This window comes from Leucobacter sp. NPDC058333 (assembly GCF_042726155.1).
In the GTDB taxonomy this organism is placed as follows: Bacteria; Actinomycetota; Actinomycetes; order Actinomycetales; family Microbacteriaceae; genus Leucobacter.
The window spans coordinates 123,213-148,660 of record NZ_JBHXHV010000001.1 but is presented as its reverse complement, the minus strand read 5'-3'; the positions used below and the strand labels follow the sequence as shown (position 1 = coordinate 148,660).

The window sequence follows — 25,448 nt, the reverse complement described above, 5'->3', positions numbered from 1 at the left end:
CGCCCCGGCCGGCCGGCCGCGCCGCGCCGCGCCCGGCCACCCCCCCCCGAAGACGAGGGTTCCCGCTGAGCGCGAGGGGTTTTACGCCTGATTGGGCCTCGTGTTCAGCGAGAACCCTCGCGTTCGGCGGGGTTGGTCGGCTCTTCGCCGGGGAGCTGGGTGCCGACTGCGGGGCCGTCGGGGAGGGCGTCCCGGAGCGTTGCCTCACGAGTCACGCCTGTGAGCGGCCAGAGCAGGTGCTTCTCGTCGACCTGCACGGCGAAGCCCTGCACGAGTGGAACATGGAGCGCGGCACCCTCGGGGCGACCGGCCTGCCACTTCTCGGTGTCGATTTCCCCGGTTGCGCCCTGCGCGCCCTCGGGTGAGCGGGTCGCGTAGGCGACGACCCCGACGCCAGTGGGGTACGCGCGGTTCCAGTCGTCGAGGGTGGTGGCGTCTGGTGAGAGCATCGACAGGTACACGGACGAGCCGGCGACCTCTCCCTGCACGGTCTTGTCGACGCGCACCTCGATGACGACCGAAGAGATATCGTTCATTTCGTCGTCGAAGCGGCCGTACTTCGGGCCGTCTTGCACGCCGACGACCGTTCCCGTGGTCACCACGTCGGCCATGGCGGCGAGTTCCTTGGTCGACGTCACCGGCTCGTAGTCGAATGACACCGAATCTCCGGCCGCCGAGATGGTATCGGCGTCCGCGTACACGGGAGCGGCGCCCGATGTGGATGGCGTGGCGCAGGCCGCGAGCGCGAACGCAGCGACGCAGAGAAGTGCGGCGGCGGTGGGTGATTTCAACATGTGCTGGCTCCTCCGAAGTCGCTAGTACGCGGCGTTGATGTGGGCCACGTGGTGGCTCGCGTAGGTGTTGTTTGTCGACGTGCCCGACACCATGCAGCCGCCGTAAGTCGACCCGTGCGTCAGGCCGGCAAAGTGGCCGATCTCGTGGCAGAGCGTCTTGCGGCGCTGGGCAGTGTCTTGCAGCAGATTCGTGTTGAGCACGAGTGAACCCTGGTCGCAGACGGAAGCGCTAACCTTCTTGGTGCAGATGGAAACGCCGCGAACGTCCGACGCGAGCCCACTCGGAAACTCCGGCGACGACGACAGGTAACCACCGATATCCGTGTGCACCTGACAGTTCGCGGCGTACTCCTCGTACATGTCGGTCTGGGTGCTGAGGTTGATCATCGCGGGCCCGAACTGGTTGCCCCACGCAGACGGCCACGGGTAGGCGGTGCAGTAGTCCATCTTGGCGTCATCGGCGCGACAGCCAGTATTGCCCCCGGAATTCTCGGGGCACGTGCCGAACGCGTCGGCTGACGCCGCGGTCGGAAGCAGCGCTGCGCCGGCGCTCAGTGCGATGACGAAGAGGCTCCCAGAGAGAAATTTATTGAGCTTCATATTATCTCCTGTGAAAATATTGAAACACCCACCATAAATATACATAGTTTGGTTTAGCCAGGGAAGTAACAGTGTGTGGCGAATTTATGGCCGGATCGCGATTGCGGATCAGGCGGTCGCCCGTCTACCGACCGGGGACGAGACCCAGCTCATAGCCGAGAATGACCGCGTGCACGCGGTCGCGCACCCCGAGCTTCGTGAAGATTGCATTCACGTGCGACTTGATCGTCGACTGGGCGAGCACGAGTTCGGCACTGAGCTCAGCGTTGCTCAGGCCCCGAACAATCCCGATAAATACGTCGCGCTCCCGCGGGCTGAGCAGTTCGAGCAGCGAGGGGTCGGTGCTTGCTGTAGCTGGCGCACGCGTCGGTGCGAGGTAGTGCTCGATAAGCCGGGCGGTGAGTCGCGGAGCGGCGACCGCCGATCCTGAAGCGACCGTTTGCACCGCGTCGACGAGCGCGGCCGGTTTGGTGCTCTTGAGGAGGAACGCGCTGGCGCCCGCCTGCAGGCTGCCGAACGCGTACTCGTCGAGATCGAACGTGGTGAGCGCGATAACGCGTGTATCTGGATAGCGCTCCGCGATGATCCTGGTGGCCTCGATCCCATCCATGATCGGCATGCGCATATCCATGAGCACGACGTCGGGATGCTGCGCGCTCACCGCGGCGAGCGCCTCGAGACCATTGCCTGCCTCGCCGACAACACTGATGTGGTCGTCTGAGTCGAGAATAAGGGCGATTCCAGTGCGCTCGAGAGGTTGGTCGTCGACCACGAGCACGCGGACGGGGGTACGGGCGGGATAGATGGCTTCGGGCGTCGGCTCAGGCATGGGGGGTCTCCGTCAGTGGAATTGATACGCGCGTGCGCCAACCGGGGCGGGGTTCGGCGCCACCGGCGTCACCGTTGTCACCCGCGGTGTCTGGGCCCGCGGTGAATTCGCCGCCGAACGCGGCAGCGCGCTCCCGCATGGCGCGCAGCCCGACTCCGGCACCAACCCCGGCACCAACCCCGGCACCGCGCCCACCTCGCTCACCCCGCCCATCGTCCGTCACGCAGACCGTGAGCCGGCCGTCGTGCGAGGTCACCGCCACCTCGACCCGGGTCGCGGTCGCCGCGTGCCGGAGCGCATTGGTGAGCGATTCTTGCACGATGCGGTAGACCGTTGTCTGCAGCGCCGCGTCGGTGAGCGGCGGTGCGCTGACGGTGAGCGTGACGGGCAATCCGGCGCTGCGAAACACGCCTACGAGCTCGTCGAGCGACGGCAGATTGTGGCCAGACGCCTCGAGATTCTGGTCAAGTTCGCCGTCGTTGACGCGCAGCACCCGCAGTATCCGCTGCATCTCGTCGAGTGCCTGCGCGCCGACGGTTCCCAGTTGATCGAGCGCGAGCCGCGCGCGCTCGGGGTGCTTCTCCCAGCCAGCCGCCGCGCCCCCGGCGAGGGCGACCATGACGGTCACCGAGTGCGCGACGACGTCGTGCATCTCGGCGGTGATGCGCGCGCGTTCGGCGGCGGCGGCCCGGTCTTCCCGCAGCACGACGAGCTGCTCAGTAGCGGCACGGCGGGAGCGGCTTGCTCGCACCGCGACGCCGAGCGCGAATGCGATGAGCGACGCGGGCTGCAAGAGCACGGCGGGCCAATCCTCACGCACCCCGAGGAGGATGGTGACGCCGGCCACCGCGAGAATCACCGCCTCGCTCAGCACGTAGCCGAGTACCGCAGTGCGCAGGCGCGCGTGTGCCGCAAGTGCGAACAGCGCGAACGCGCCCTCGAAGAACGCCGGCGACGGGCTGTGCCACGCCACGGGGGTCAGCGTCGCGAGTGAAACCACCACCAACAGCACGGAGAGTGGGTGGGCGCGACGCCACCACAGCGACGCCACGATACCGATGGTGCAGACGTAGCCGAGCCAGGCGTGAGCGGGCGGCGCGAGCAGTAGCGCCGCGACGGTCGGGGCCGTGCAGGCCAATATCACGAGCACATCGGCGACCCGGGGCCGGTCGGCGAACCAGCGCACGATCCGGGGTCGCTGCAGCACCGGCTCGTCGAGCCTGCCGCTGGCACTCGCCATAGCGCCCCTCTCGTGATGGTTTTCGCGCGCTCGCGCCTCGCGCCGCAGTTACCCCGCGTGTGGTGTCGACGATACGGAGTCGCGGCCGCTTCGACCACCCACCACGGGTGGAACAGCGCCGGATCGGGGGTGCGCACGTTCGACCCGTAGTGGGTATTGCTGACCGGGCGCGAGTTCGTAGCGTGGTGAGCGCCGAGCCCAGACCAATAAGGAGACGCTATGTTCCCTGCCCCCGAGACGCCTGCACCGCGGGTCGACGCTCACACAGACGCGCGCGCAGATGTGCGCGCAGACGGGCACACAACCGATCGCTCGCCCATGCGCTGGCTCATGCGCGCAGAGCGAATCAGCAAGACTTTCGGCGAGACGCCCGCGTTGATCGACGCGAGTCTCACAATCGCCCCGGGTGAAGCGGTCGCAATCATGGGGCCGAGCGGCTCGGGCAAGTCCACGCTGCTGCACGTGCTCGCCGGAATTCTGCGGCCGGACGCCGGCGAGGTGTTGCTGCGTCGCCCCGGCGGCGGCGTCGGCGGAGTTGACGACGCCGGCGTTGACGACTTGACCGAGCTGGGTGACGACGATCGGTCGGCCTTTCGGCTGCGTCGCTTCGGGTTCGTGTTTCAGCAGGGCCTGCTGCTGCCCGAGCTGACCGCCGCAGAGAATATCTCACTGCCACTGCTCCTCGCCGGCTACGGACGAGGCGAGGCGGCGGCGCGGGCGGAGGCGGAGCTTTCGCGGCTCGGGCTCGCGGGCCTCGGTGTGCGCCGCATTGGCCAGCTCTCGGGTGGGCAGGCCCAGCGCGTCGCAATTGCACGGGCGCTGGCTCCCGATCCCAGTCTGATTTTTGCCGATGAACCCACCGGCGCTCTCGACTCACGCGCGGCCGACGGCGTGCTCGACGCGCTGCTCGCGGCGGGGCGCGACGGGCAGCGGGCGCTGGTGGTGGTCACCCACGACGAGCACGTTGCTTCCCGCTGCGATCGCACGGTGCGGTTGCGCGACGGCAGGATCGAGTCGCGCGCATGAATCCGACTGCGGCGCTGTTATTGATCAGGCCCCGAGCTCAGTCGGCGGCCATCACCTCGCTGCAGCTCGCGGCCTCTGCCGTGACGACGCTGTTGGCGTTCGCGGTCACAATGCTGGCGAGGGCGCTATGGAGTGTCGACTCCGCGGAGGTCGGCTACCCCGTACTCGCGACCGGACTCGTTGCGCTGCTGCTGGTGCCGCTCATTACCCTCGGCACGGCTGCCGCGCGACTTGCCGCACGCAGTCGCGACGATCGCTTAGCGACGCTCCGCCTGCTCGGAGTTGCCGCCGCTCGTGTGCGCCTCATCGCTGTTGCGGAGGTCACCCTGGTCGCTGCGGGCGGCGTGATCATCGGTGCCGCGGTCGCTGCGTTCCTGCCGTTCTCGCTCAGCGCACTGACGGTGCACGGTGAGCGACTCAGTGCGACCGAGCTCTGGCTGCCGTGGTGGCTAGCCGCGACGATTCCGCCGTGCCTCGTGGCAATTGCGGCGGTGAGCGCGCTGCTCGGACTGCGGCGGGTGGTGCTTTCGCCGCTCGGCGTGCGGATGCGGCAGGACGCGCCACGGCTGAGCTGGCTGCGCGTCGTCATCGGCGTGGCCGTGGTGATGGTCGCAGTGTTGGTCGTGCAGATGGTGTCGCCCGGATGGGGAGTCGTGGTGATCGTGGGCGCGCTCGCCGCGGTCGTGCTCGCGGTGATGGCCGTACTCGGGATCGTCGGTCCGTTCGCAATCGCGGTGGCCTCGCGGCGGATCGCGGTGCGCACCGCCGACCCGGCCAGACTCGTTGCGGCGCGCGGCATACAAGAGGACCCGCGCGCTGCGTGGCGCAGCGTTTCGGCGTTGGCGCTCGCGAGTTTCATTCTCATTCCGGCGGGGTCGCTGCTCGGCTACCTCGATACGATCAGCCGCAGCGCGAGCAGGCAAGTCATGACGACGGACCAACTGCTGATGTTCGCAGACGCCCGCACGATGCTGCTCGCGCTCGTAGCCATCTCATTTTTCGTTGTCGCCTGTCAGGTCGCGATCACGCAGACGGCCGCAATCGTCGAGAACCGCGAGCTGTACATTGCCCTCGACAGAGTCGGGATGCCCCTCGCCACCATGAATCGGGCGCGTCGGCTGCGCGTGACGACTTCGGCGAACATCGCCGTGATCGGTGCGGCGGCCGCTGCGATCGGCCTCGCATTCTTCGTTGTCGTGGCCGCGGCCGTCGTGGCGCCGCTATTCACCGTCGCAATCTGCGTGGTGTTGGCGCTCGGACTGTCGCTCATTCGCGCCGGAGTTGCGGCGACGGCACCCGCTCTGCGGCGGGTACTCGCCGCACCAGCGCGCGGGGAATAACGTGACATAAGTGGATTGGGGTTGAGCGAGCGTTCGAATGGCTTATGCTACTCAAGCCGCACTCTGGTGAGCGGTGTTGACGAGGGAGTCTGAATGAACCCGCAAGATTGCGTGCTCGCGGTGACCGGAGCGGTCACTACGGCGGCACCGCTGCTCATGATCGGCGGAGCGTTGCTCGTCGCCGGTGTTGTCGTGCTGCTCGTGATGTCGCGTCGCCGTCGCGCCGCGCTCGCTGCCGCCGCGATTGGCATGCTGTTCGTTGCGACCCTCAGCCTTCCGACGGCTCCCGCGCTCGCAGCAACCGGGGACGGGGCGTGCCCTCAGCAGAGCGCTCCGACCGAGCCGGCTACGCCGCCAGTGAGCCCGCCCGTCACGCCGCCGGTGACGCCTCCCGTCACGCCTCCCACGACACCTCCTGAGGTGAAGACGCCCGACCTCGAAGCATCGACCACCGCGTCGGGCGACGAGCTCGCCGCGGGCAGCGAGTCGACGATCGTGTTCACGATTCGCAACGTTGGCGAGGGCGCGACGACCGCGCCGATCGCTGCGTCGGTCGCACTCGCGGCAGATTCGACCTTCTCGCTGTCGGCGGTCTCGGATGCGGCAGTGACGGTGACCGGCTCGGGCACCGCAGCAGATCCGTTCCTCCTCAGTAGCGACGTGGTGCTGGCTCCCGGCGAATCGCTCTCGGTGACCTTCACGGTGACCGCACCCAGCGCCGAGACGGCCGCTGAGAGTTCAGCGACGCTGCAGATCATCGGTGGCACCGGCGGCGGCGAAACGCCCACGACCAACAACACGGCGACGGCGCCGCTGCGCGCTGCCGCGGCCGAACCCCAGCCGCTGTGTGAGGGCATCACCGACAAGTCGACCACGGTCGACACGGACGGCGACGGCGTGGTTGACGCGTGTGACCTCGACTCCGACAATGACGGGATCGTTGATCTCGAGGAGGACACGGACCTCAACCTGCTGTTTGAAAATGATGACACCGAGGGCGTATTTGGCGCAGTGGCCACACTGGGCGACGGTGTTCCGACCTACCTCGACCTCGATTCCGACAACGACAGCGTGTTCGATCTCGTCGAGGGCCGTCCGTTCACGCAGGCCCAGGTCAACGCGTTCGATGCCGACCACAACGGCATCTTCGACAGCGGGCTGTCATTCGGAACGAACGGACTGCTCGACGCGCTTGAGACGTCGCCCGACTCGGGAGTGCTGTTGCCTGAGCTCGCCAACGTTCGCAACGCCGACGGCGACGACAAGATGGATTTCTACGACCTCAACAGCAATGGCGTCGACTTCGACCTCTACCTTGCCGGCAACGACAGCCTCGACCTCTTCGGTTACGGCTTTATCGTGCCCGGCGCAGACATCGATCGCGATGGCATCCAGGACGTCGTCGACAACGACACCGCCGAGCGCGGATCGCCGGGCAACGCCTACTGGCCCTACGGCGCCCTGGCCGAGTAGCGCGGCGGCGCCCGCGCCGCGCCCGCGCCCGCGCGCCCGTAAAGAAAAGTGCCGCGTTCGCGTAATGGGTTCGCGGTGAGGCGCTCCTTTAGGTGCGGAACGTCAACAGCGACAGTGTGTACTTCCAGCATCTGTCTGTTCTGTAACGATCCGCTAGCGGTTGGAGCCGCGCCTGTTCCCCCCACCCCCTCGGGCCGGCTCCAACCGCTTTCTCACCGATCCTTTGACGATCCCGCTCATCACCGCCGCGCGCACTCCCCAATAAAGTTCGCGAAGTTTCTGAAAACGCGCGTAATGGAATGCCCCAAAGGGTGTCTTTATTGTGTAGCAGTTCTGCGATCTAGCCCGTGCGGCTATTTGGGGAGGTGCAGAGGTAACGGATATCAGGGAGGAACACCGTGAGAAGAGTGAAGCACAGCGTGCGCAAGAGGAATAGCGCGCTGCTTGCCGCAGGCGCGTCGTTGGGGGTGACCGCGCTGCTCGCCGGTCTTCTGACGGTCTCACCGGCCCAGGCCGAAGAAACCCCTGCGGCGCCGACGACGAGCGACTCCGAGGTCACGAGCACACCGGAGCCGGCGAAGACCGCCACCGCACCCACCGTGGTTCGCGCCGCGGGCGAAGCGAGCGTGTCACTCACCGTGTCCCAGCAGACCGGCACCGAACCCTTCCAAGCGGATGACAGCGCGGGTAACGATTCGGGCGCCGATAACGACATCGTGCGCACGAATGACACGGTGACCTACAACCTCGGCATTCGCTACGAGGGCGAAGATCAGACCGCGCCCACCGTGCGCTTCACACTTCCGCGTGGCCAGGAACTCGTCAGCCTGCCGCCATTTTGTCTCGCCGACGCGTCTTCCGTGACCCCCGCCGCACTGCCTGATCCCGAGGTGCCGCTGACGGCGACGTCGTGGGAGTCACTGCCGCAGCAGGAGGTGACATGCGTGCTCAAAGATGAGTCCGCCGGCACCTCGCTCGACTACCCCTTCCTCACGAAGGTGCGCTCCGAGGTGCCGAACGGCACCGTTATGGACCCTGTGGTGTTCGATGTCACGAGCGACCAGGTGACGGAACCGGTGGTATCCGACCCGCTCACCCAGACCGTTTCGTCGGCGGCACGGTATGACTTGTCCAAGCGCGGGTTCGCGACGCAGGCTAATCAGGGTCCGCACTCCCAGGGCACGGGCCCGTGTTTGGCGACCGATCCCTCAAAGACCTGCCGGTACATGTGGTACTCAGCGATCGTCTCTGTGCCATCCGGCGGAAAAGGCAGTATGCCGCTGTCGTCGCCAATAGAGTTCACAGACAACCTCGACCCGGCCTCCTTCTATGGGGCGGCAGTCTGGGCACAAATGGTTGCTGAAGCTGGATCAGACGCGGCAGCACGCGCTGCGTATGCGCCGACGTTCGCGCGATGTAACCCGGTCGTAAACGGAAGCGGTTTTCGCGGGAGCCTGCCCTACGGTGGCACCGAAGTGGGGTCGTATGCCAACACGACAAACGCTGTGAGGGATTCGGGCACATTGACTTGCCCTCCCCAGGCGCCCGGTGACAACGGGCAGATGACGCTGACAGACGCGGACACGAGTGCTGCTACCGTGCCGACGACGACCGGAACCGGAGCAGCGCTCCCTGCCGACTCTGGCTTCGTTGTGTCGATCGAGTTCACCGTTGAGGTGCCGATGGATGCGGTGCTTGAGTTCGGTGACAACGGGGATGGCACCTACACGCTCGATACGCACAATGAGTTCACCGACATCAAGATGACCGGTATTGACGGGAGCGAGAACACGGGTGAGAATCCGGATAACAACTCGCGCGATGCGTCGATTCGGCTGCAGACCGGCAGCGGTTTCGACAAGATGTTCAGTGGCATCTACGGCCAGCACGGCAATACGTCGACGAGTGACTTCACTGGTGGCGGATACATTTTCCAGGGGTCACCCGGTTCCGGTGTCGCGAAAGACGGCAACACAGTTGTGATGCCGGGTCAGGCTGTGCAGAGCAATCTGCGGGTGAATGCGAACGGGCCGGCAGGCAGCGGTAACGCTGCTTCGCAGAGCTTCGTGACCTGTGACGTCTGGGATTCATCGCGCCTCGCGCTCGCCGCTCATCCCAATTGGCACGGTTACGACGCTGGCATGTACCCGAGCAATGGAGAGCCGGTGTACGCCGTCGAGTACCGCGAGGGCACAACCAATACTCCGAGCAGCAAGATCGGTACCGCATCCGCAGCAGTGCAAAATCTGGTAATTGAATATAGCTCTGGTCCGGCAGGCCCCGGCGCCGATTCGGACTGCTCAAGCGGAACCTGGTCCACCGATCCCGCAGACGTAGCCGGTGCGAGTGTCAGTACCGATAACGAAGGGCGGACCATTTGGAACGGTGTCAATCGAGTCCGCGTGTCTTTCAACACGCAGTGGCCGGCTGGCGCGACCTTCGACGGGGTGTCCTTGTCGATGGCGATCGGTCAGGTCGTCCTCGACTCGGCTGACACCTCGCCCATTGGCAACTGGGGCTCGCAGATGCTCTCCGATGGCGTCCACGCGGCGGCAGAGGTCATTGCGGACGCCGATCGGACCGATCGCGTTCCGACCTACGATCCCGAGACCCACAAGGGCACGCTCGGCGACCGGCTGATTCAGGGCGAGGCAACTGCTCGGGTTAAGAAGTATGTCGAGAACCCGACGACGGGCGAATTTGAAGACTCAGCTGTGCCTCAGTACACCTCGGGTGCAACCGTGCGTTACCGTCTGAACCCCTCACTGTCCACGTCCGTCCCAGTAGCGGGCAGCAATGCGGAGTTCATTATTGAGGATTGCCTGCCGAAATTCCAGGTATTCCAGGCGTCCGAGCAGGGCGGCACGGCCATCACTCCGGAACTTGTCCAGATGGGTGCCCCTGCTGGCTCCGAATTGAGCTGTGCTGCGGACCGACAGTACGTGCGGTGGGGCCTCGGGTCGGTAGCGATTGGCGAGCCGATCGAACCGATCGTGGTCACCGCCGAGATTCTGGATGTGGCCCGTAACGGCGTCTACACCAACGAGGTGCTCGTGTCGTCTCCGGCCGACGACAGTGCTGCCGCACTGCGTACGGATGACGTGCAGATGCAGCTCGTGGTGCCGACCGGGATCAAGATCTCGAAGACGGTGAACAAGCCGGAAATCGAGGTCAATCCCGAGGGCGTGACGAAGCCGCGCACCATGCTGTGGAGCGTCTACTTCGCGAACATCGACGCGCCAGCGAACGTCGCCAACGTCGACGTGATCGACGCGCTCCCGGCGACGGGTCAGCACGGTAGCGCCTTCTCTGGTGAACTGAGCTTTGATACTGCCTCGGTCGCAGCGGGGACCAACATCACTATCCTGTACACGAAGTCGGCCTCGACCGCTCTCAGCTCTGACCCTGAAGACGCCTCCAATGCCGCCGCCGGTGCGACGGTGTGGTGTGACGCGGTCTCGGGAGCAGTGGTCTCGGGCTCGGGTACCGCCGCTGACTGTCCGCAGACAGCGGCGGAGGTGACGGGTCTCCGATTCCAGCGCCCCGACGCCTTTACACCCGACGACGAATTCCAGATCGATATCGCGATGACCCCGGTCGGCAACGTTTCGGGCGACGTCTACCGGAATATCACCTCCGGCCGGGTCGACGGTGTCTCGCAGGGCGTTGGCCCCGCGGCCCGCACCGTGACGGTTGTCGCGTCTTCGGTCGGCGACCGCGTCTGGGAAGACACGAACAAGAACGGTCTCCAAGACGACGGCGAGCCCGGCATTGCCGGATTCTCCGTTCGCCTCACCGGCACCGACGTCGACGGCAACGCGGTGGATCGCACGACCGTCACCGACGCCGACGGCAATTACCGGTTCGACGAGGTCGTGTCTGGTACCTATCGCGTGACCTTCGACCCGAACGGCTTGAACTCGAACACCACGTTCACCACGGATCACACCGGGGGCGATCCCGCGCTTGATTCTGATGCTGACGCGGCAACGGGTCAAACGCAGGAGTTCACCCTGGGCGTTGACAGTGACGACCTCACGCTCGACGCGGGACTCGTGATCGATCGGAACGTGGCGATCGTGCTCGATAAGAAGTTCTTGGCTGCGACCGAGCTCGACGAAAAGAACGGGTCGACCGTGACGTACGAGCTCAACGTGACGAACAACGGCACGGCCGAGGGCACCTACGAACTGAATGACACGCTGATGTACGGCGGAAGCATTCACGTCGACGACGTGCGCGTCGAAAACACGGCCGGTGACGTGGCCACGGATCCCAACTACGACGGAGCCGATCACACCACGATTGCCCAGCAGGTCGCGCTGCCCGCCGGAGCGACGCACACCTACCTCGTGACTGTCGACACCACCGTGGCGACGACGATCGACATCGCCGAGACCGAGTGCGTGGTTACGACGAACGAGCAGGGCGGCGGGTTCCTCAACCAGGCGTCGCTCACCGTGGACGGGGTGACCACCGTGGTCGATACCGGGTGCGGTGAGGTGCCCGTCCCGCCGACCACGCCGACCGAGCCCACGATCACTGACGCGGCTCAGCCAGTCTTGCCGATCGTCGGGGCGGTACCTCCCGCGATGTTGTCGTTGACCGGTGCGGCCGTCGGGTTCGGCGTCTGGGCCGCACTGGGCGCGGTGCTGACCGGCGCGGGCTTGCTCGTGCTGCGTCGTCGGGCGGTACGCGTGAGTAGGTAAGGCGCACGCGTTCTTACGTCTCCCCTTCGGTCTGCCAAGCACGGCGGCTGAAGGGGAGACGCGCGCGTGAGGCAGCGCGCGTACTCAGCGCGTGCAGTATGAATATTCAAAGGAGACAGGGTGTTGGTCGAGGGATTCACGAAGGCGCGGCCGTATCCGTCGACCGCCGCGTCAGACGAGGCGCTGCGCAGCGACTACGCCGTGATTGCCGAGCAGGGGCCAGCCCTGCTGCGCAGCCGCTATGCGCCGTTGACGGAGACCCTGCAACTGGTGAAGGCGCCGCTCGAGCGGGTGTCGGAGGCGCTTCGCGCGGTGGTCCCGGTCGCCAGTGTGACGCAGACTCATGGGACGCTTGACGAGATCCTCGATTCGCTGGCGCCCTACCCGCTTTACCGCGCGACCAAAATCGCGCTCCTGTCCACTCGCAGCCGTGGGTGGACAGCGATCTTCGCGAATCGCGCGGTCGGGAACGGGCATCTGCACCCAACGCTCGATGTGAGTTCGCGGCTCGCCACCGTCGGTCTCTCGGTCGTGTGCCGCCTGAACGCCTACTTGCCGCGTGGGGTGCCCACCTCGTGGCCGTACGCCCCGGAGCGATTTGGGGCGCGGATGTTTACGCTGCGCTACCCCGGCAGGGGCCCGGGCGGGCTGGCCGTCGAGCACACGCGCTCGCTGTACCTCGCGCGGCACTCTGGGCGGCGGTGGCTGTTTGACCAGCGCGGCACTGCGCTCCCGTTCGAAGACGAGCAGCTGTACCGGGCAAAGCGGGTTGCCGACCGGCTTACCCCGAACACTATCGAGGCGTACGGGCGGCGGCTCGGCGTTGATCTGTTCGACGATGACTTCTATGACGGTGACGCGCACATCTTCGGGCTACCGATCATCGATGGCACTCAGGAGTTGCTCTCACTGGCCGAAGTTCGGGATCGGTTCGGTGTCTATGCACTGCCGAGATAGTCGAGATCGAGTTGCGGTCGATCGGAATCCCATACCCGTCACTGCCCTACAACTTGGAGATCGTCGGTGTCGATAACGGGTGTCAGAAACAGGGAGCGCGCCAAACTCGGTGAGCTGACCGATCGCGAGCTGATCGATCTCACGCGAGCGGGCGTTCGCGCTGCCTATGGCGTGCTCTGGCAACGCCATCTCGGGGCCGCGTACAAGGTTGCTCATCAGTTCGGTCTTGAGCGGACGGGCCGCGATGCCGAGGAGCTCGTCTCCGAGGCGTTCCTGCGGGTACTGAAGGCCGTGCAAGACGGGAAGGGGCCGACCTTCGCCTTCCGGCCGTATCTCACCTCGACGGTGCGCAACCTCGGCATCCGCACCACGAAGACCCGCGACATCGACGTCGACGATTTCGACCTCGTGGAGGATCCGCGCACCCTCGTCGACCCGGTGGTGCAAGCGTTCGACGACCACGCCGTAGCGACGGCGTTCAAATCGCTCCCGCTGCGGTGGCAGGAGGTGCTGTGGCTGAAAGATGTCGAGGGCCTATCGACCTCCGAGATATCGGGAACCCTCAAGATGAAGGCCAACGCCGTCGCGCAGCTCACCCTGCGTGCGCGGGAGGGGTTGCGCGAGGCTTGGGTACGGGCGCACCTCGGCGGTACATTCCCCGAGGCAGAGTGTGAGTGGGTGCTCGGGCGGCTTGTGCCGCTCTCAAAGGGCAAGCTCAGTGACGCGCACGCCGCGCGTGCGACCGCGCACCTGGAACGGTGCAGTGATTGCGGGCAGCGGAGCCGCGAGGTCGGCCAGGTGTTCTCGCGACTGCGCGCAGTGCTCGTGCCGCTGGTCGCAACGGGCGCCTCGGGCGGAGTCTGGTTGATGCAGCCCGATGCCTCGGCGAGCGCCGCGGCGGCGAGCTCTCTCATCGGTCACGGTGTACGTCGCTGGTTCATGACCCATCCGACGCTGACGACGGTGGCCGGAGTGAGTGCGCTGGCCGTGGGAGCGCTCGTCGCCAGCACGCTGGTGCCGGGTTCACCGACCGGCCCCGGCGCGAGTGCTCGCGTCGATTCCCGAGTTGAGGCGGTCGCCGCATCCACTCATCCTGCGGAGGTGGCTGACGTGGTGATCACCTCGCTCAGCGACGGCGAGCAGTTGGCAGAACCCCTGACCGTCATCTCGGGGACGGGCCAGCCACGCGCGCAGGTGAGTGTTCGCATCGATGAGGCATCGATCGTGCGTGCAATGGTCGGCGCCGATGGCGGGTGGGCGGTCGAGACGACCACCGGTGTCGGAGTCCACGAGCTCACCGTGAAGCAGGCATTCAAGCGCGACGTGTCGCGGCGGAAGCTGAGCTTTGAGGTGCTCGAGCCGGGCGCCCCGACGTCGAAGAAGTCGAAGCGAGCTGAGCAATCGGCTGAATCGGCGCCCGGCGGCTTCGTGCTCACGTCGGCCGCGCTGACGGCGCCGGCAAGCGGCGCACACATCAGCCCGACCGACGCGGTCGGTGTCCGCTGGACTTTTCGCGCTTCGTCCGCACTGCTGCGCGAAGGTGGCAGTGTGCCCGTGGCCGTTCCCGGATTTCTCGCCGCACGAGTCACGAATCTCCCGGCGACCTCCGCCGATGGCACCGTGCTCGGTACGCTCAACGGCTCGGGCAGCGAATTCACGCTGACGCTGCCCGGTGGGGTCACGTCGAGCCGGGAGCTGGAGGGCGCCGTCGAGATGCAGCTCGCGCCCGTGGTGGAAATGTGGCCAAACGGCAGCGCGCAGACCATCACCGTGGCGGGGGCAGGGGCGGGGGCCTCGGCTACGGCCGGCGCCCTGACCCTCGACTATGCGCCAGAGCTCCTCTTTACCGAGGGCACATCGCTCATTCAGCAGCGTAGCAGCGGGCAAAACGACCTCGCGTACCGCTACTCGAGCGGCCTGTTGACGGCGCTCGAAGTGGGCGTGCCGCAGACGCTCAGCTTTACCGTTGACGCGGTTTCGCAGCCGAACATGACGTTCAACTGCGGTGCGATCAGGGCCAATGGGCCGAGGTACCAGTACGGCGCGAATACCGCATCAGCCTCGGAATACGTCGCCGGATCGGGTGACCCGCTCGGCATGCGGGTCGAGTCGTGCTCTGACTCGGTCGTCACACTCGCGTATACCCCCGTCGAAGCGAACCGCGGCTTTTCGCTGTCGCTTGTGCCGCAGCCCGCGGTGGCACAATCGGGGGATGCGCTGCTGCTCACCGATCCGGCCCGCACGGCGCAGTTCGCCGGCCCGTGCGCGGTCACGAGCACGAGACAAACGCCGTCGGGCGCGATCACGACGTCGGCGTCGGTCCCGTTCCAGTGGCCGGACGGCGCGGGCTAGCGCGCCGGGCGCCGGTCCGCTGGAGCGCCGCTGACCGCGAGGGTTTGCGCTGACCGCGAGGGTTTTCTCGGCCAAAAACCGCTCGTTCTCGGCGCGAACCCTCATGGTCAGCGGGGCGGCGCGGTCGCGGGCGCGGGCGCCGCGCGAGGCCGCCGAGCGCGGGGGCCGTCGGTTGCTAGGCTTTACCTATGACTTCTTCGCGATCTCGGATCTGGTCAATTGGTGCCGTGCTGTGTGTTGTTGGAGTAACCGCGTGCTCAACGGGTGGCGGCTCTGCCCCCGACGCAGGCGCCGAGTCTTCGGTCGAGGGGGTTCCCTCCCTCGAGATCGTGTCTCAGCCCGAGGCGGTGGGCGATCCGATAAGTCTTGATCTGCCACTCGACGACTCAGGAGCGTTCGCCTACGATCAATGGCCGTCGGCCTGTGATCTCGCCGATGAAAAAACTCTTACGGCCATGTTCCCTCAGGCTGACGAGGTGGTGCACGAGGGGAGCGACCGCCAAGTGAGCGTGCTGAGTCTCGGTGCCGATGGACCTCGGCGCGTCACCGTTGTCGACGCCGACTGCACAACGGCCGTCGGGTTTCCGTTCGAGGGGCTCGCGGTCGCTGATCCGAGTGTCGTCGTAAACATCACGACGAGCATTGAAGCGGCCGGCGGCGAAGGGTTCGTGTCCCAGAACACCACGCCGAAGGGTGCGGCCCCAGTGCAGGTTGGTGACGCCGCTTGTACCTCGGACGACGACAGTCTGCGGTTCGACTGCGAGCTGCAGAACATCGCCTTCGCCGTAGTTCTTGACGCCCGCCCGCACGGTCAATACTTCGGCGAAGGTGAAAGCCCCGTGATCGTAGACGGCGAAGAGATCGTGTATTCGAGTAAGAATGATGACTTCATCCCGATGGCGCGTGAAAAGGTTCTCGTGCCGCTCGTGAACACGATTGTTGAGCGGCTGGCAGCGTGACCCCGACCCCGATCCCCACCCCGGCACTCACAATCGACGAAGCGGTCGTCGACCGCAATATCGCGCGCATGGCCGAGTGGGCCGCGCGCCGGGGCATTGCGCTGCGTCCGCACGCGAAGACGCACAAGTCCGTCGAGATCGGTCGCCGCCAAATCGCGGCTGGCGCCACTGGGCTGACTGTCGCCACGATTTCCGAGGCGCTCGTGTTCGCGAGGGCCGGGATCGACGATCTCTTCATTGCCTACACCGTCTGGGTCGATGACGAGAAGGCGATCCGGCTCCGTGAGCTATTGCAGCTTGCCCGGGTACGCATTGGCGTCGACTCGGTGGCCGCAGCGCGACAGCTCGCAGGCGCGATCCCGCCGCCGGAGCGGGACCGGCTCAGTGTGCTCATCGAGATCGATTCCGGCCATCATCGCAGCGGCGTGCAGCCCGAGCGGGCTGGCGAACTCGCGGCTGAGGCGCAGGCGCTGGGGCTGCGGGTTGTCGGGGTATTCACGTTTCCGGGGCACAGCTATCGGCCCGACGGCCGGGCTGAGGCCGCGCGTGACGAGGCAGCCGCGCTGCACACCGCCGCCGAAGCGCTGACCGCGCGGGGCGTCGCGGTGTCGGTGGTGAGCGGCGGATCCTCACCCTCGGCCGAGTTCGCCGATGCCGACGTGCTGACCGAGTTGCGGCCCGGGGTCTACGCCCTCGGCGACGCACAGCAGTGGGAGCTCGGCTCTGCGACATCCGAGCAGCTCGCTCTGCAGGTGCTCGCGACGGTCGTGTCGCGCGGAGCAAATCACCTGATCGTCGACGCGGGCAGCAAGCTGCTGTCTTCGGATCGCGGCGCATTCTCGACGGGCTTCGGGCGGCTGCTCGACCACCCCGACGCGCGCATCGAGGCCCTCTCCGAGCATCATGCGACGATCACGCACCTCGATCTGCCGGTTGGCACGCGCGTGCGCATCGTGCCGAACCACGCCTGCGTCGCCGTCAATCTGAGTGACGCCTACGCTGTGACCACTCGCGACGGCGACGTGGCCTTCTGGCCGATCGACGCGCGCGGCTGCAATGCGTAGGAGCGCGGCTGTCGCACCGCGTCATTGCATTGTGCTGGCGGCACCGGGAGCGGTTTACTTGACCCAACGCGAAGTGTCGCGCCAGACCGGGGGAGGCCTCGATGTTCGAAGTTGATTTGGAGGGCGTGCCGCAGCGCGCGTTCACGGGCGCGCTGCCGTCGGCCGGGCACATCGATGATCTCGTGCGCGAGGCTCACGCTCGCTACGTTGATACGCCAGACGGTGAGGTCGCCGACTACATTCCCGAGCTCGCTGTCGCTGACGCCGCCTGGTTTGGCCTGTCGCTGGTCGACGTCACGGGGGTGGCGCACGAGGCGGGTGACGCCGCGATCGAGTTCTCGATTCAGTCGATATCGAAGGCGTTTGTGTTCGCGCTCGTCTGCGAAGAGATCGGGCACGAGGCGGTGCACGCGCGCGTCGGTGTAAACAACACCGGCCTACCGTTCAACTCGGTGATGGCGCTCGAACTCAACCTCGGCAGCCCGATGAACCCGATGGTGAACGCGGGCGCCATTGCGACGACGGCAATGATGCCGGCCGATTCCGTTGAGCACCGGTGGGAGCGGATCCGGAGCGGCCTGTCACGGTTTGCCGGTCGCGAGCTCGTGGTCGACGACGTGGTGTACGAATCCGAGATGCTCACGAACACTCGCAATCGCGCTATTGGGCGTCTGCTCGAGGGGTATGGTCGCCTCGACGAAGACCCAGAGGCAGTGGTCGATATCTACACCCGGCAGTGCGCGCTGCTCGTGACCGCACACGACCTCGCGGTGATGGGAGCGACACTCGCCGACGGCGGCGTGAACCCCGTCACGGGGGAGCGTGTCGTCTCCGCCGAGGTCGCGCGCGACACCCTCGCCGTGCTCGCGTCGTGCGGCATGTACGAGCGATCGGGCGAGTGGCTCTACGAGATTGGACTGCCAGCGAAGTCTGGGGTCGCTGGCGGCATCGTCGCCATATCTCCCGGCAAGGGCGCCCTCGGCTCGTTCGCGCCGCCCCTCGACCCTGCCGGCAACAGCGTGCGTGGTCAGCGCGCCTGCGCGTATCTCTCCCGCTCACTCGGGCTCAACCTGTTCGCCTCAAGCACCGCACCCTGAAAAGAGAACCCCATGAGTACATCGCAGACCGCGGCGCGCGGGCAAGCTGCCGAGGAGCGTCGTTCGTGGGCCCCGATGGTGGGCCTATTCCTCGCTCAGGTGTTGATGTCTTTCAACGTCGCAGCGCTCCCTATCTCGCTTGGGGGCATGGTCGAAGACTTCGGAGTGCCGCCCACGACCGCGAGCACGACAATCGTGGTCTACGGCCTCGCCGTGGCGGCGCTCGTGATGACCGGCGCGAAGCTCGGCCAACGGATCGGGTGGGTGCTGATCTTCCGAGTCGTGGTCGTGCTGTTCGCCGGATCCTCACTGCTCATGATCTTCTCGCAGAGCATTGAGTGGGCCATCGCCGGTCAGGTGCTCGCGGGCGCCTCCGCCGCGATCATTGTGCCAGCGCTCGTTGCCCTCATCGCGGAAAACTACCGCGGCGACCAGCAGGCGACGGCGGTCGGATCGCTTGGCTCAGCGCGCGCGTTCTCGGGGATGAGCGCCTTCCTGATCGGCGGCACGCTCGGCACGCTGGTCGGTTGGCGACCGGTGTTCATGATCACGCTCGGCCTCGCGGTCGCCGTGTTCGCGCTGAGCTTCGGGCTGCGATCCGACCGCGGAAATCGCAGCGTGCGCATCGACCTCGTTGCTTCCGTGCTCATTGGCGCGGCAATCGTCATGCTCACGCTCGGTTTCAACAACCTGAACGGATGGGGGATAGTCGTCGCCCGCGACTCCGCGCCGTTCTCGATCTTGGGGCTGTCGCCCGCGCCGGTGCTCGTGGTGCTCGGAGTTGTATTCGGCCAGCTGTTCTTCCTGTGGACGAAGCGGCGCACGCGCATCGGCAAGACGCCGCTCGTGAACCTCAGCGTGCTGGAGCGCCCAGAGGAGCGCGCCGCGATCTACGCGATGTTCATCATCGTGCTGATGGAGGCTGCGGTGAACTTCACCCTGCCGACGTACATTCAGGTGGTGCAGGGGCGCACGCCGTTCGATACCTCGCTCGCGATGATGCCGTTCAACCTGACGGTGTTCATCACTGCGACGCTCATCGTGCGCTTTTACACGCGCTTTGCGCCCCGCACAATCGCGCTGTTCTCGTTCGGCCTGACGACCGTCGCGCTGCTCTGGCTCGCGTTCGTCGTGACGAACAACTGGGAGACCCTGCCGACGATTCTCGGACTCATCGTGTTCGGTGTCGGGCAGGGTGCGCTCGTCACGCTCGTGTTCAACGTGCTCGTCACCGCGGCGCCGAAGGAGCTCGCGGGTGATGTCGGATCGATTCGCGGTACGACGCAGAATCTCGCGTCCGCAGTGGGCACGGCGGTCATGGGGGCGGTGCTCGTGACGCTCCTGTCGGTCGGCGTCACCTCAGCAGCCGAGGATCACCCCGAGTTGCCGCCAGAGCTCGTCGCCCAGGTAGATCTCGACACGGTCAACTTCATCGGTAACGATGAGCTGCGCGGGGTACTCGAAGAGACGACGGCGACGCCCGAACAGATCGATACGGCAGTCGAGCTCAATGAGGAACAGCGGTTGCGCACGCTCAAGCTCGGCCTGCTGATCCTCGCCGGCATCAGCGCCGTCGCTGCGCTCCCAGCGTCGCGGCTGCCGCGCTACTCCCGAGAGGAAATCCCGGACCCGGAAGCGGCGGCGTAGCGGGCGGCCGGGCGGCTCGGGCTCGGCCGCTGAACATGAGCGCTACCAGGGGCTCGGTTCGTAGTCCTTGAGGAAGCAGCCGTAGAGGTCTTCGCCGGCCTCGCCGCGCACGATCGGGTCGTAGACGCGCGCCGCGCCGTCGACGAGGTCGAGCGGGGCGTGGAAGCCCTCCTCGGCGAGCCGAACCTTCGTGAAGTGGGGGCGCTCGTCGGTGATCCAGCCGGTATCGACCGCGGTCATGAGGATGCCGTCGGTCTCGAACATCTCCTCGGAGCTCGTGCGCGTCAGCATGTTGAGCGCGGCCTTCGCCATGTTCGTGTGCGGGTGGCCCGGGCCCTTGTAGCGCCGCGAGAACTGGCCCTCCATCGCCGACACGTTCACCACGTAGGTGCGGCGCGCGGGCGCGGCGACCATCGCTGCGCGCAACCTGCTGATGAGCAGGAACGGCGCGGTTGTGTTGCAGAGCTGAACCTCAAGCATTTCGAGCGGATCAACCTGCTGCACGTGCTGCACCCAGCTGTTGACGTGGCTCACGTCGGGCACGAGCCCGCCGGCGTCGATCGCCGAGCCGTCGGCGTGCTTGGTCAGCGACGACGCTCCCGCGGTCATGGCCAGCGCGCTGAGATCGTCACCCGTGAGATGCTGCGCGAGACCCTCGGCGACGGTTCCGACGAGGTCGAGGCGGGGCTGGTCTCCGCTGCCGGGTGCGGTCACCTCACTGTTGGGGCCCACCGACGCCGCGAGCGCGCGGGGGTGCAGCTGCGCTGACTGGCCGAAGATCTCAACCTCTGGCAGGGCGATTTCGGGCAGGGGCTCAGCCTCTGCGTCGGCGAGCAGCGAGTACGAGCCGGGCGAGCGCCGCACCGTCTGAGCGGCGTTGTTGATAAGGATGTCGAGCGATCCGCTCGCCGCCACAGAGTCGGCAAGCGCGATCACCTGCGCCGGATCACGCAGATCGATGCCGACGATCTTGAGCCGGTGCAGCCAGTCTCCGGAATCGGGGAGTGACGCGAAGCGGCGGGCCGCATCCCGCGGAAAGCGAGTGGTGATGGTGGTGTGCGCCCCATCGCGCAGCAGACGCAGCGCGATGTGCATGCCGATCTTTGCCCGCCCGCCCGTGAGCAGCGCGCGCTTGCCGGTGAGGTCAGTGCTGGCGCTGCGCTTCGCGTGGCTGAACTGAGCGCAGCTCGGGCAGAGCTGATGATAGAACGCATCGACCCGCGTGTACGGCTGTTTGCAGATGTAGCAGTTGCGGGGCTTGATGAGTTCGCCAGCGATGGGTGCCTCGGTGCTGGTCGAGAGGGGGATTCCCCGGGTCTCATCGTCAATGCGGTCGGGGGCGCCGGTCGCTGTCGCGGCGATGACGGCGCGGTCTGCCGACGCAATGACCTCGCGGTTCTGGCGGCGACGCTGATCTTTCACCGCTTTGTACATCGTGGACGTGGCCCGCCGCACGGAGAGAAAGTCGGGGTGATCAGCGGGCAGCTCGTGCACGCGACCGATGACGCGCAGCGCGACCTCGAGTTCGGCGGGGTCGATACGGTCGGCTGGGTCGTTCACTCGGTCGATGTTACGTGACCGCGTCGCCCTGCAACGCGCAATCCCTGAAAGTTGAACATCTCAGAGTGAAGAAACGCGATAAATTCTAAGTGTTTATTGATCTCTATCAAGAAAGTGATACAGTCGTTCAGAAATAAGAGGCCGTACTGCGCGGTCGTCCACTGCACCGAAACAAGGGAGTTTCTCGTGGCAACAGACGTACACCAGGCTGAACCGGGCACGCTCGCCAAAGGCAAACTCGGCACGTTCGACATCGTCTTCTTCGTGGTCTCGGCAGCCGCACCGCTGACCGTCGCGGTGAGCTCAGCGCCGCTGGCGTTTCTCGTGGGCGGCATTGGCGCGCCGGGAGCGATGCTGGCGAGCGGCGTCGTGCTGATCCTGTTCGCGATCGGATTCACTGCGATGTCTCGGTTTGTGCGCAACACGGGTGCGTTCTACGCCTACGCTGCAGCCGGCCTCGGCAAGCCCGCGGGAGTCGGCGTGGCCTTCATCACGATCGTCTCGTACGCCTTTCTGTGCATCTGCTTCTACGCGCTGCTCGGCTTCTTCGCGAACATCACCGTCTCGCACCTGTTCGGGGTCGATGTGCACTGGGGCGTGTGGTCGGTCCTCTCGGCCCTCGTCATCGGGTTTCTCGGGTATCGCCGCATCGACGTCGGCGCGAAGGTACTCGCCGTACTGCTCACTGCCGAGATCGCCATTCTGCTGGTGATCGCGATCGCGGTGATCGTGCAGAACGGCGCAACCATCGGCGAGGCGACGGCTGCCTCGTTCGATCCGCGCAACGTCTTCTTCGCGTCCGGTGCAAGCGCGCTGTTCGTGTTCGGATTCGGCGCCTTTCTCGGCTTCGAGGGCACCGTCATCTATGCCGAGGAGGCCAAGCGCCCGCAGCGCACCGTGCCGCGGGCGACGTACGTCGCGATCGCCTTTCTCGCGGTGTTCTACGCGTTCACGTTCTGGTCGCTGACGGTGGCGTTCGGCGTCGACGGGATCATCGAGCTCGCGCAGGCGGAGAACTTTGAGGAGATGACGTTCATCGCGGGCCAGAACGCTCTCGGCGCGTGGGCCGGTGTGGTGATGGAGGTGCTCATTGTGACGAGCTTCTTCGCGTGCACGCTGGCGTTTCACAACGCGTGCTCGCGCTACCTGTTCTCGCTCGGCCGCGAGCGCCTGCTGCCTGCGCCGCTCGCACGCACGCACCCGCGCATGCGCTCGCCGTACATCGCAAGCCTCACCTTGACCGCCATCAGCGTCGTGGCGATGCTGGTGGCGATTGTCTCGGGCGCTGACCCGTTCCTCGGAATTGGGCTCTGGAGCTACGCGATCGGCGTCGCCGGGCTGGTCTTCTCGCAGGGCGTCGCGGCGATCTCGGTCGTCGGGTTCTTCTGGAAGGATCGCCGGGGGCACGGCGTCTGGCAGGTCGTCGTCGCGCCGATCCTGGGCGCCATTGGTTTGCTCACCGCTTTTATCGTCATCGCGACCCACTTCGATCTGGTGTCGGGCGTCACGGGGCCGGCGAACGGGATCATGCTCGCCTGCGTGCCGATCGTGTTTCTCGCCGGAGTGGTTGTCGCTATGGTGATGAAACGGCGTTCGCCGGAGAAGTACGCGGCGCTGACGCAGTCGGTGCGCGTGATTCCCGCTGAAGAAACGGAGACCGACTGATGGCCGCAGCGAAGAGCGCACAGCGCCGACGCGATTTGCTCGAGGCAACGGCCAGTGTCATCAGCGAGCGCGGCCTCTCGGGGGTCAGCGTGCGCGCTGTCGCCGAACGGGCCGAGGTGAGCGCGGGCAGCGTGCTCTACCACTTCGAGAGCTTCGATCAGCTCGTCGAGGCAGCCGTGCGCGGCGCGATCGAGGAGTTCATTGACAACCGGCGCTCGCTCGCCGAGGCGCACACTGATCCGGTGTCACGCCTCAGGGCGACCATCGAGGCGGGCATTCCCGAGCACATCAGCGATGACCTGCGCGTCGTCTACGAGGCATCCGCGGTCGTGCGAGATCAGGCGCGCTTTCGCCGCGACATGACGGTGCTGCTCGAACGTCAGGTCGCGCTGTACACCACCGTGATCGAGGTGGGGTCTGCCCTCGGTGCGTTCACGCCGCGCATGGAGGTGAGCGCGATCGCCGCGAATCTCGTCGCGCTTGAGGATGCGTACGACCTGTACCTGCTCGACCCCGACAACTGGCAGCGCGACCGCTACCTGCGCAATACGCTGCAGTTCGCCGAGATCGCGCTCGGGTGCCGGTTGATCGAAGCCCCAACGGAACCGACGATCGAGGAACTCACGTGAACGCTGCTGAATCTGAATTCCGAGAGGGTGCTGCTGGTGAGGGTGTGAGCGGCGCCGCTGCCGCCGCCGCCGCCGCCCAGCGCCCGCGCGCCCGTGATCTGGGAGTGCCGTTCGATGGCGAACCCGGGCCGTGGAACGCCATCACGGACGTGCCCGGCCTCGAAGTCGGCTATACGACCCTGATCGCTGATGCGCCGGAGACGGTGCGCACCGGGGTGACGGCGATTCTGCCTCGCGGGGCAGATCGCGCTGGATCGCCGTGCGCCGCCGGCATTGCCGTGCTGAACGGCAATGGTGAACTGACCGGTCGCAGCTGGATCGAGGAGTCGGGCCAGCTGCAGACCCCGATCACGATCACGAATTCACACGCCGTCGGGGCGGTGCACCGGGGCGTCGACCAGTGGCTCGCCGACCGCAGCCCAGCGACCGCCGCCCAGTGGATGCTGCCCGTCGTCGGCGAAACCTGGGACGGATATCTCAACTCAATCAATGCCGACTCGGTGCTGCCTGAGCACGCGCGCGCCGCGCTCGACGCCGCAGCCCCCGGTCCCATTGCCGAGGGCAACGTCGGTGGCGGCACCGGCATGAATTGCTACGGGTTCAAGGGCGGCACCGGCACTGCCTCGCGGCGGGTGCGCGCGGGTGAGCAATTTTGGACGGTAGGGGTGCTGCTGCAAGCGAATTTCGGATCGCGCAGCGAACTGCGCGTGTTCGGCCGCCCGCTGGGCCGCGATTCGGCGGCTCCCCGCCCCATGGAGACGAGCGATTGGTTCGAGCGTGAGGTCGCGGAGGCTGGGCGTGCTGGTGCTGGTGCTGGTGGCGGTGCGGCTGCCGGTGGCGGCAGTGCGGCTGCCGGTGGTGCCGGTCGTGCCGGTGGTGCCGGTGGTGCCGGTGGTGCCGGTGGTGCCGGGGGCCCCGCCGTGCCGGGGGCCGGCAGCGTGATCGTTGTGGTGGCGACAGATGCGCCGTTGCTCCCGGACCAGTGCCGCGCCCTCGCCCGCCGCGTCCCGCTCGGTCTTGCGCGGACAGGAACGACGGGCAGCCACTTCTCCGGCGACATCTTTCTGGCATTCTCGACGGCTAACGCGGGCGGCCTCGCCTCGCGGATGGGCGTACCAGCGGGCACCGTTGAATCGCTCGAGCACGTCAGCTGGGGAGCGATCGACGCCCTGTACGCCGCCGTCGTAGAGGCGACAGAAGAGGCGGTGATCAACGCCCTCGTAGCTGCAGAGGACATGGTCGGCCGTGACGGCCACGCCAGCTACGCGCTCCCGCACGCCGAGGTGCGCCAGGCGTTCACCGCGCCGGGCGCCTAACCGCCCGCCCGGCTCGGCGCCCCCTGCCGGCGCTGCCGCGGTGAGCGCCCGCTGGCCCGGCCGAGCCCCTCCCAAAACGCCGAGCCCCTCCCGAGACGGCGCATTTCTGGGAGGGGTTCGGCGACGCGCAAGGGGCTCGGCGATGTGCGAGGGGCTTGGCGATGCGCGCGGGGCTCGGCGATGCGCGCGGG

Annotated in this window: 18 protein-coding genes; 13 read left to right on the top strand and 5 right to left on the bottom strand. The window is 66.6% G+C overall.

The features are described 5' to 3' along the window. Positions 1–104: 104 nt before the first annotated feature. The 4 genes from ACFWHR_RS00660 to ACFWHR_RS00645 form a co-directional block, all read right to left on the bottom strand. Positions 105–794, bottom strand: a complete 690-nt coding sequence (locus tag ACFWHR_RS00660) for a hypothetical protein (protein ID WP_382446343.1) — start codon at positions 792–794, stop codon at positions 105–107. Between the two features lie 21 nt (positions 795–815). Next, complete coding sequence (locus ACFWHR_RS00655) at positions 816–1,394, bottom strand: M12 family metallo-peptidase (RefSeq protein ID WP_382446342.1); 579 nt, start codon at positions 1,392–1,394, stop codon at positions 816–818. A gap of 124 nt (positions 1,395–1,518) precedes the next feature. Further along, positions 1,519–2,223 (bottom strand): response regulator, encoded by a 705-nt coding sequence (locus ACFWHR_RS00650; protein WP_382446341.1) that lies wholly within the window; start codon positions 2,221–2,223, stop codon positions 1,519–1,521. Further along, positions 2,216–3,463: a sensor histidine kinase gene (locus ACFWHR_RS00645; protein ID WP_382446340.1), complete on the bottom strand. Its 1,248-nt coding sequence runs from the start codon at positions 3,461–3,463 to the stop codon at positions 2,216–2,218. The genes ACFWHR_RS00650 and ACFWHR_RS00645 overlap by 8 nt, the downstream gene beginning before the upstream one ends. A 219-nt stretch (positions 3,464–3,682) precedes the next feature. On the opposite strand from ACFWHR_RS00645, the gene ACFWHR_RS00640 reads away from it, so the two are divergent. The 10 genes from ACFWHR_RS00640 (at position 3,683) to ACFWHR_RS00595 (ending at position 20,087) form a co-directional block, all read left to right on the top strand. Further along, on the top strand, positions 3,683–4,489 hold the full coding sequence (locus ACFWHR_RS00640) for an ABC transporter ATP-binding protein (RefSeq protein ID WP_382446339.1): 807 nt from the start codon (positions 3,683–3,685) through the stop codon (positions 4,487–4,489). Beyond that, positions 4,486–5,829, top strand: coding sequence for a permease (locus ACFWHR_RS00635; RefSeq protein WP_382446338.1), 1,344 nt, complete (start codon positions 4,486–4,488; stop codon positions 5,827–5,829). Before ACFWHR_RS00640 ends, ACFWHR_RS00635 begins: the two co-directional genes overlap by 4 nt. 93 nt (positions 5,830–5,922) lie before the next feature. Next, positions 5,923–7,302, top strand: coding sequence for a CARDB domain-containing protein (locus tag ACFWHR_RS00630; protein WP_382446337.1), 1,380 nt, complete (start codon positions 5,923–5,925; stop codon positions 7,300–7,302). Positions 7,303–7,721: 419 nt separating this feature from the next. After that, positions 7,722–12,011, top strand: coding sequence for an SdrD B-like domain-containing protein (locus ACFWHR_RS00625; RefSeq protein ID WP_382446336.1), 4,290 nt, complete (start codon positions 7,722–7,724; stop codon positions 12,009–12,011). Between the two features lie 120 nt (positions 12,012–12,131). Continuing rightward, positions 12,132–12,968, top strand: coding sequence for a hypothetical protein (locus tag ACFWHR_RS00620; RefSeq protein WP_382446335.1), 837 nt, complete (start codon positions 12,132–12,134; stop codon positions 12,966–12,968). 66 nt (positions 12,969–13,034) lie between these two features. Further along, positions 13,035–15,320, top strand: a complete 2,286-nt coding sequence (locus tag ACFWHR_RS00615; RefSeq protein WP_382446334.1) for a sigma-70 family RNA polymerase sigma factor — start codon at positions 13,035–13,037, stop codon at positions 15,318–15,320. Positions 15,321–15,508: 188 nt separating this feature from the next. Further along, on the top strand, positions 15,509–16,279 hold the full coding sequence (locus ACFWHR_RS00610) for a hypothetical protein (RefSeq protein ID WP_382446333.1): 771 nt from the start codon (positions 15,509–15,511) through the stop codon (positions 16,277–16,279). Continuing rightward, the gene (locus ACFWHR_RS00605) at positions 16,276–17,343 is read left to right on the top strand and encodes an alanine racemase (RefSeq protein WP_382446332.1); all 1,068 of its coding nucleotides are present in this window, start codon (positions 16,276–16,278) and stop codon (positions 17,341–17,343) included. Before ACFWHR_RS00610 ends, ACFWHR_RS00605 begins: the two co-directional genes overlap by 4 nt. 101 nt (positions 17,344–17,444) lie before the next feature. Next, entirely contained in the window at positions 17,445–18,440 is a 996-nt protein-coding gene (glsA, locus tag ACFWHR_RS00600; RefSeq protein WP_382446331.1) for a glutaminase A, read from the top strand. Between the two features lie 12 nt (positions 18,441–18,452). Then, complete coding sequence (locus tag ACFWHR_RS00595; RefSeq protein ID WP_382446330.1) at positions 18,453–20,087, top strand: MFS transporter; 1,635 nt, start codon at positions 18,453–18,455, stop codon at positions 20,085–20,087. Between the two features lie 42 nt (positions 20,088–20,129). On the opposite strand, the gene ACFWHR_RS00590 is transcribed toward ACFWHR_RS00595, so the two are convergent. Then, positions 20,130–21,647 carry an SDR family NAD(P)-dependent oxidoreductase gene (locus ACFWHR_RS00590; protein WP_382446329.1) on the bottom strand — a complete coding sequence of 506 codons (1,518 nt, stop codon included), beginning with the start codon at positions 21,645–21,647 and terminating at the stop codon, positions 20,130–20,132. Between the two features lie 186 nt (positions 21,648–21,833). Between ACFWHR_RS00590 and ACFWHR_RS00585 the strand changes: the two genes are divergently transcribed. Genes ACFWHR_RS00585 through ACFWHR_RS00575 form a run of 3 tightly spaced genes read left to right on the top strand, consistent with a single transcriptional unit; the run spans position 21,834 to position 25,257 of the window. Then, positions 21,834–23,312 (top strand): APC family permease, encoded by a 1,479-nt coding sequence (locus ACFWHR_RS00585; RefSeq protein ID WP_382446328.1) that lies wholly within the window; start codon positions 21,834–21,836, stop codon positions 23,310–23,312. Then, a complete protein-coding gene (locus ACFWHR_RS00580; RefSeq protein WP_382446327.1) occupies positions 23,312–23,941 on the top strand; it encodes a TetR/AcrR family transcriptional regulator in 630 nt (209 codons plus the stop codon). The genes ACFWHR_RS00585 and ACFWHR_RS00580 overlap by 1 nt, the downstream gene beginning before the upstream one ends. Beyond that, positions 23,938–25,257 carry a P1 family peptidase gene (locus ACFWHR_RS00575; RefSeq protein WP_382446326.1) on the top strand — a complete coding sequence of 440 codons (1,320 nt, stop codon included), beginning with the start codon at positions 23,938–23,940 and terminating at the stop codon, positions 25,255–25,257. Before ACFWHR_RS00580 ends, ACFWHR_RS00575 begins: the two co-directional genes overlap by 4 nt. Positions 25,258–25,448 lie beyond the last annotated feature (191 nt).

What these genes read in the sequence shown, in the direction of transcription:
- ACFWHR_RS00595 (WP_382446330.1), top strand. Translation starts at nt 18,453, where the DNA reads ATGAGTACATCGCAGACCGCGGCGCGCGGGCAAGCTGCCGAGGAGCGT.
- ACFWHR_RS00580 (WP_382446327.1), top strand. Translation starts at nt 23,312, where the DNA reads ATGGCCGCAGCGAAGAGCGCACAGCGCCGACGCGATTTGCTCGAGGCA.
- ACFWHR_RS00640 (WP_382446339.1), top strand. Translation starts at nt 3,683, where the DNA reads ATGTTCCCTGCCCCCGAGACGCCTGCACCGCGGGTCGACGCTCACACA.
- ACFWHR_RS00650 (WP_382446341.1), bottom strand. Translation starts at nt 2,223, where the DNA reads ATGCCTGAGCCGACGCCCGAAGCCATCTATCCCGCCCGTACCCCCGTC.
- ACFWHR_RS00655 (WP_382446342.1), bottom strand. Translation starts at nt 1,394, where the DNA reads ATGAAGCTCAATAAATTTCTCTCTGGGAGCCTCTTCGTCATCGCACTG.
- ACFWHR_RS00660 (WP_382446343.1), bottom strand. Translation starts at nt 794, where the DNA reads ATGTTGAAATCACCCACCGCCGCCGCACTTCTCTGCGTCGCTGCGTTC.
- ACFWHR_RS00630 (WP_382446337.1), top strand. Translation starts at nt 5,923, where the DNA reads ATGAACCCGCAAGATTGCGTGCTCGCGGTGACCGGAGCGGTCACTACG.
- ACFWHR_RS00645 (WP_382446340.1), bottom strand. Translation starts at nt 3,463, where the DNA reads ATGGCGAGTGCCAGCGGCAGGCTCGACGAGCCGGTGCTGCAGCGACCC.
- glsA (WP_382446331.1), top strand. Translation starts at nt 17,445, where the DNA reads ATGTTCGAAGTTGATTTGGAGGGCGTGCCGCAGCGCGCGTTCACGGGC.
- ACFWHR_RS00610 (WP_382446333.1), top strand. Translation starts at nt 15,509, where the DNA reads ATGACTTCTTCGCGATCTCGGATCTGGTCAATTGGTGCCGTGCTGTGT.
- ACFWHR_RS00635 (WP_382446338.1), top strand. Translation starts at nt 4,486, where the DNA reads ATGAATCCGACTGCGGCGCTGTTATTGATCAGGCCCCGAGCTCAGTCG.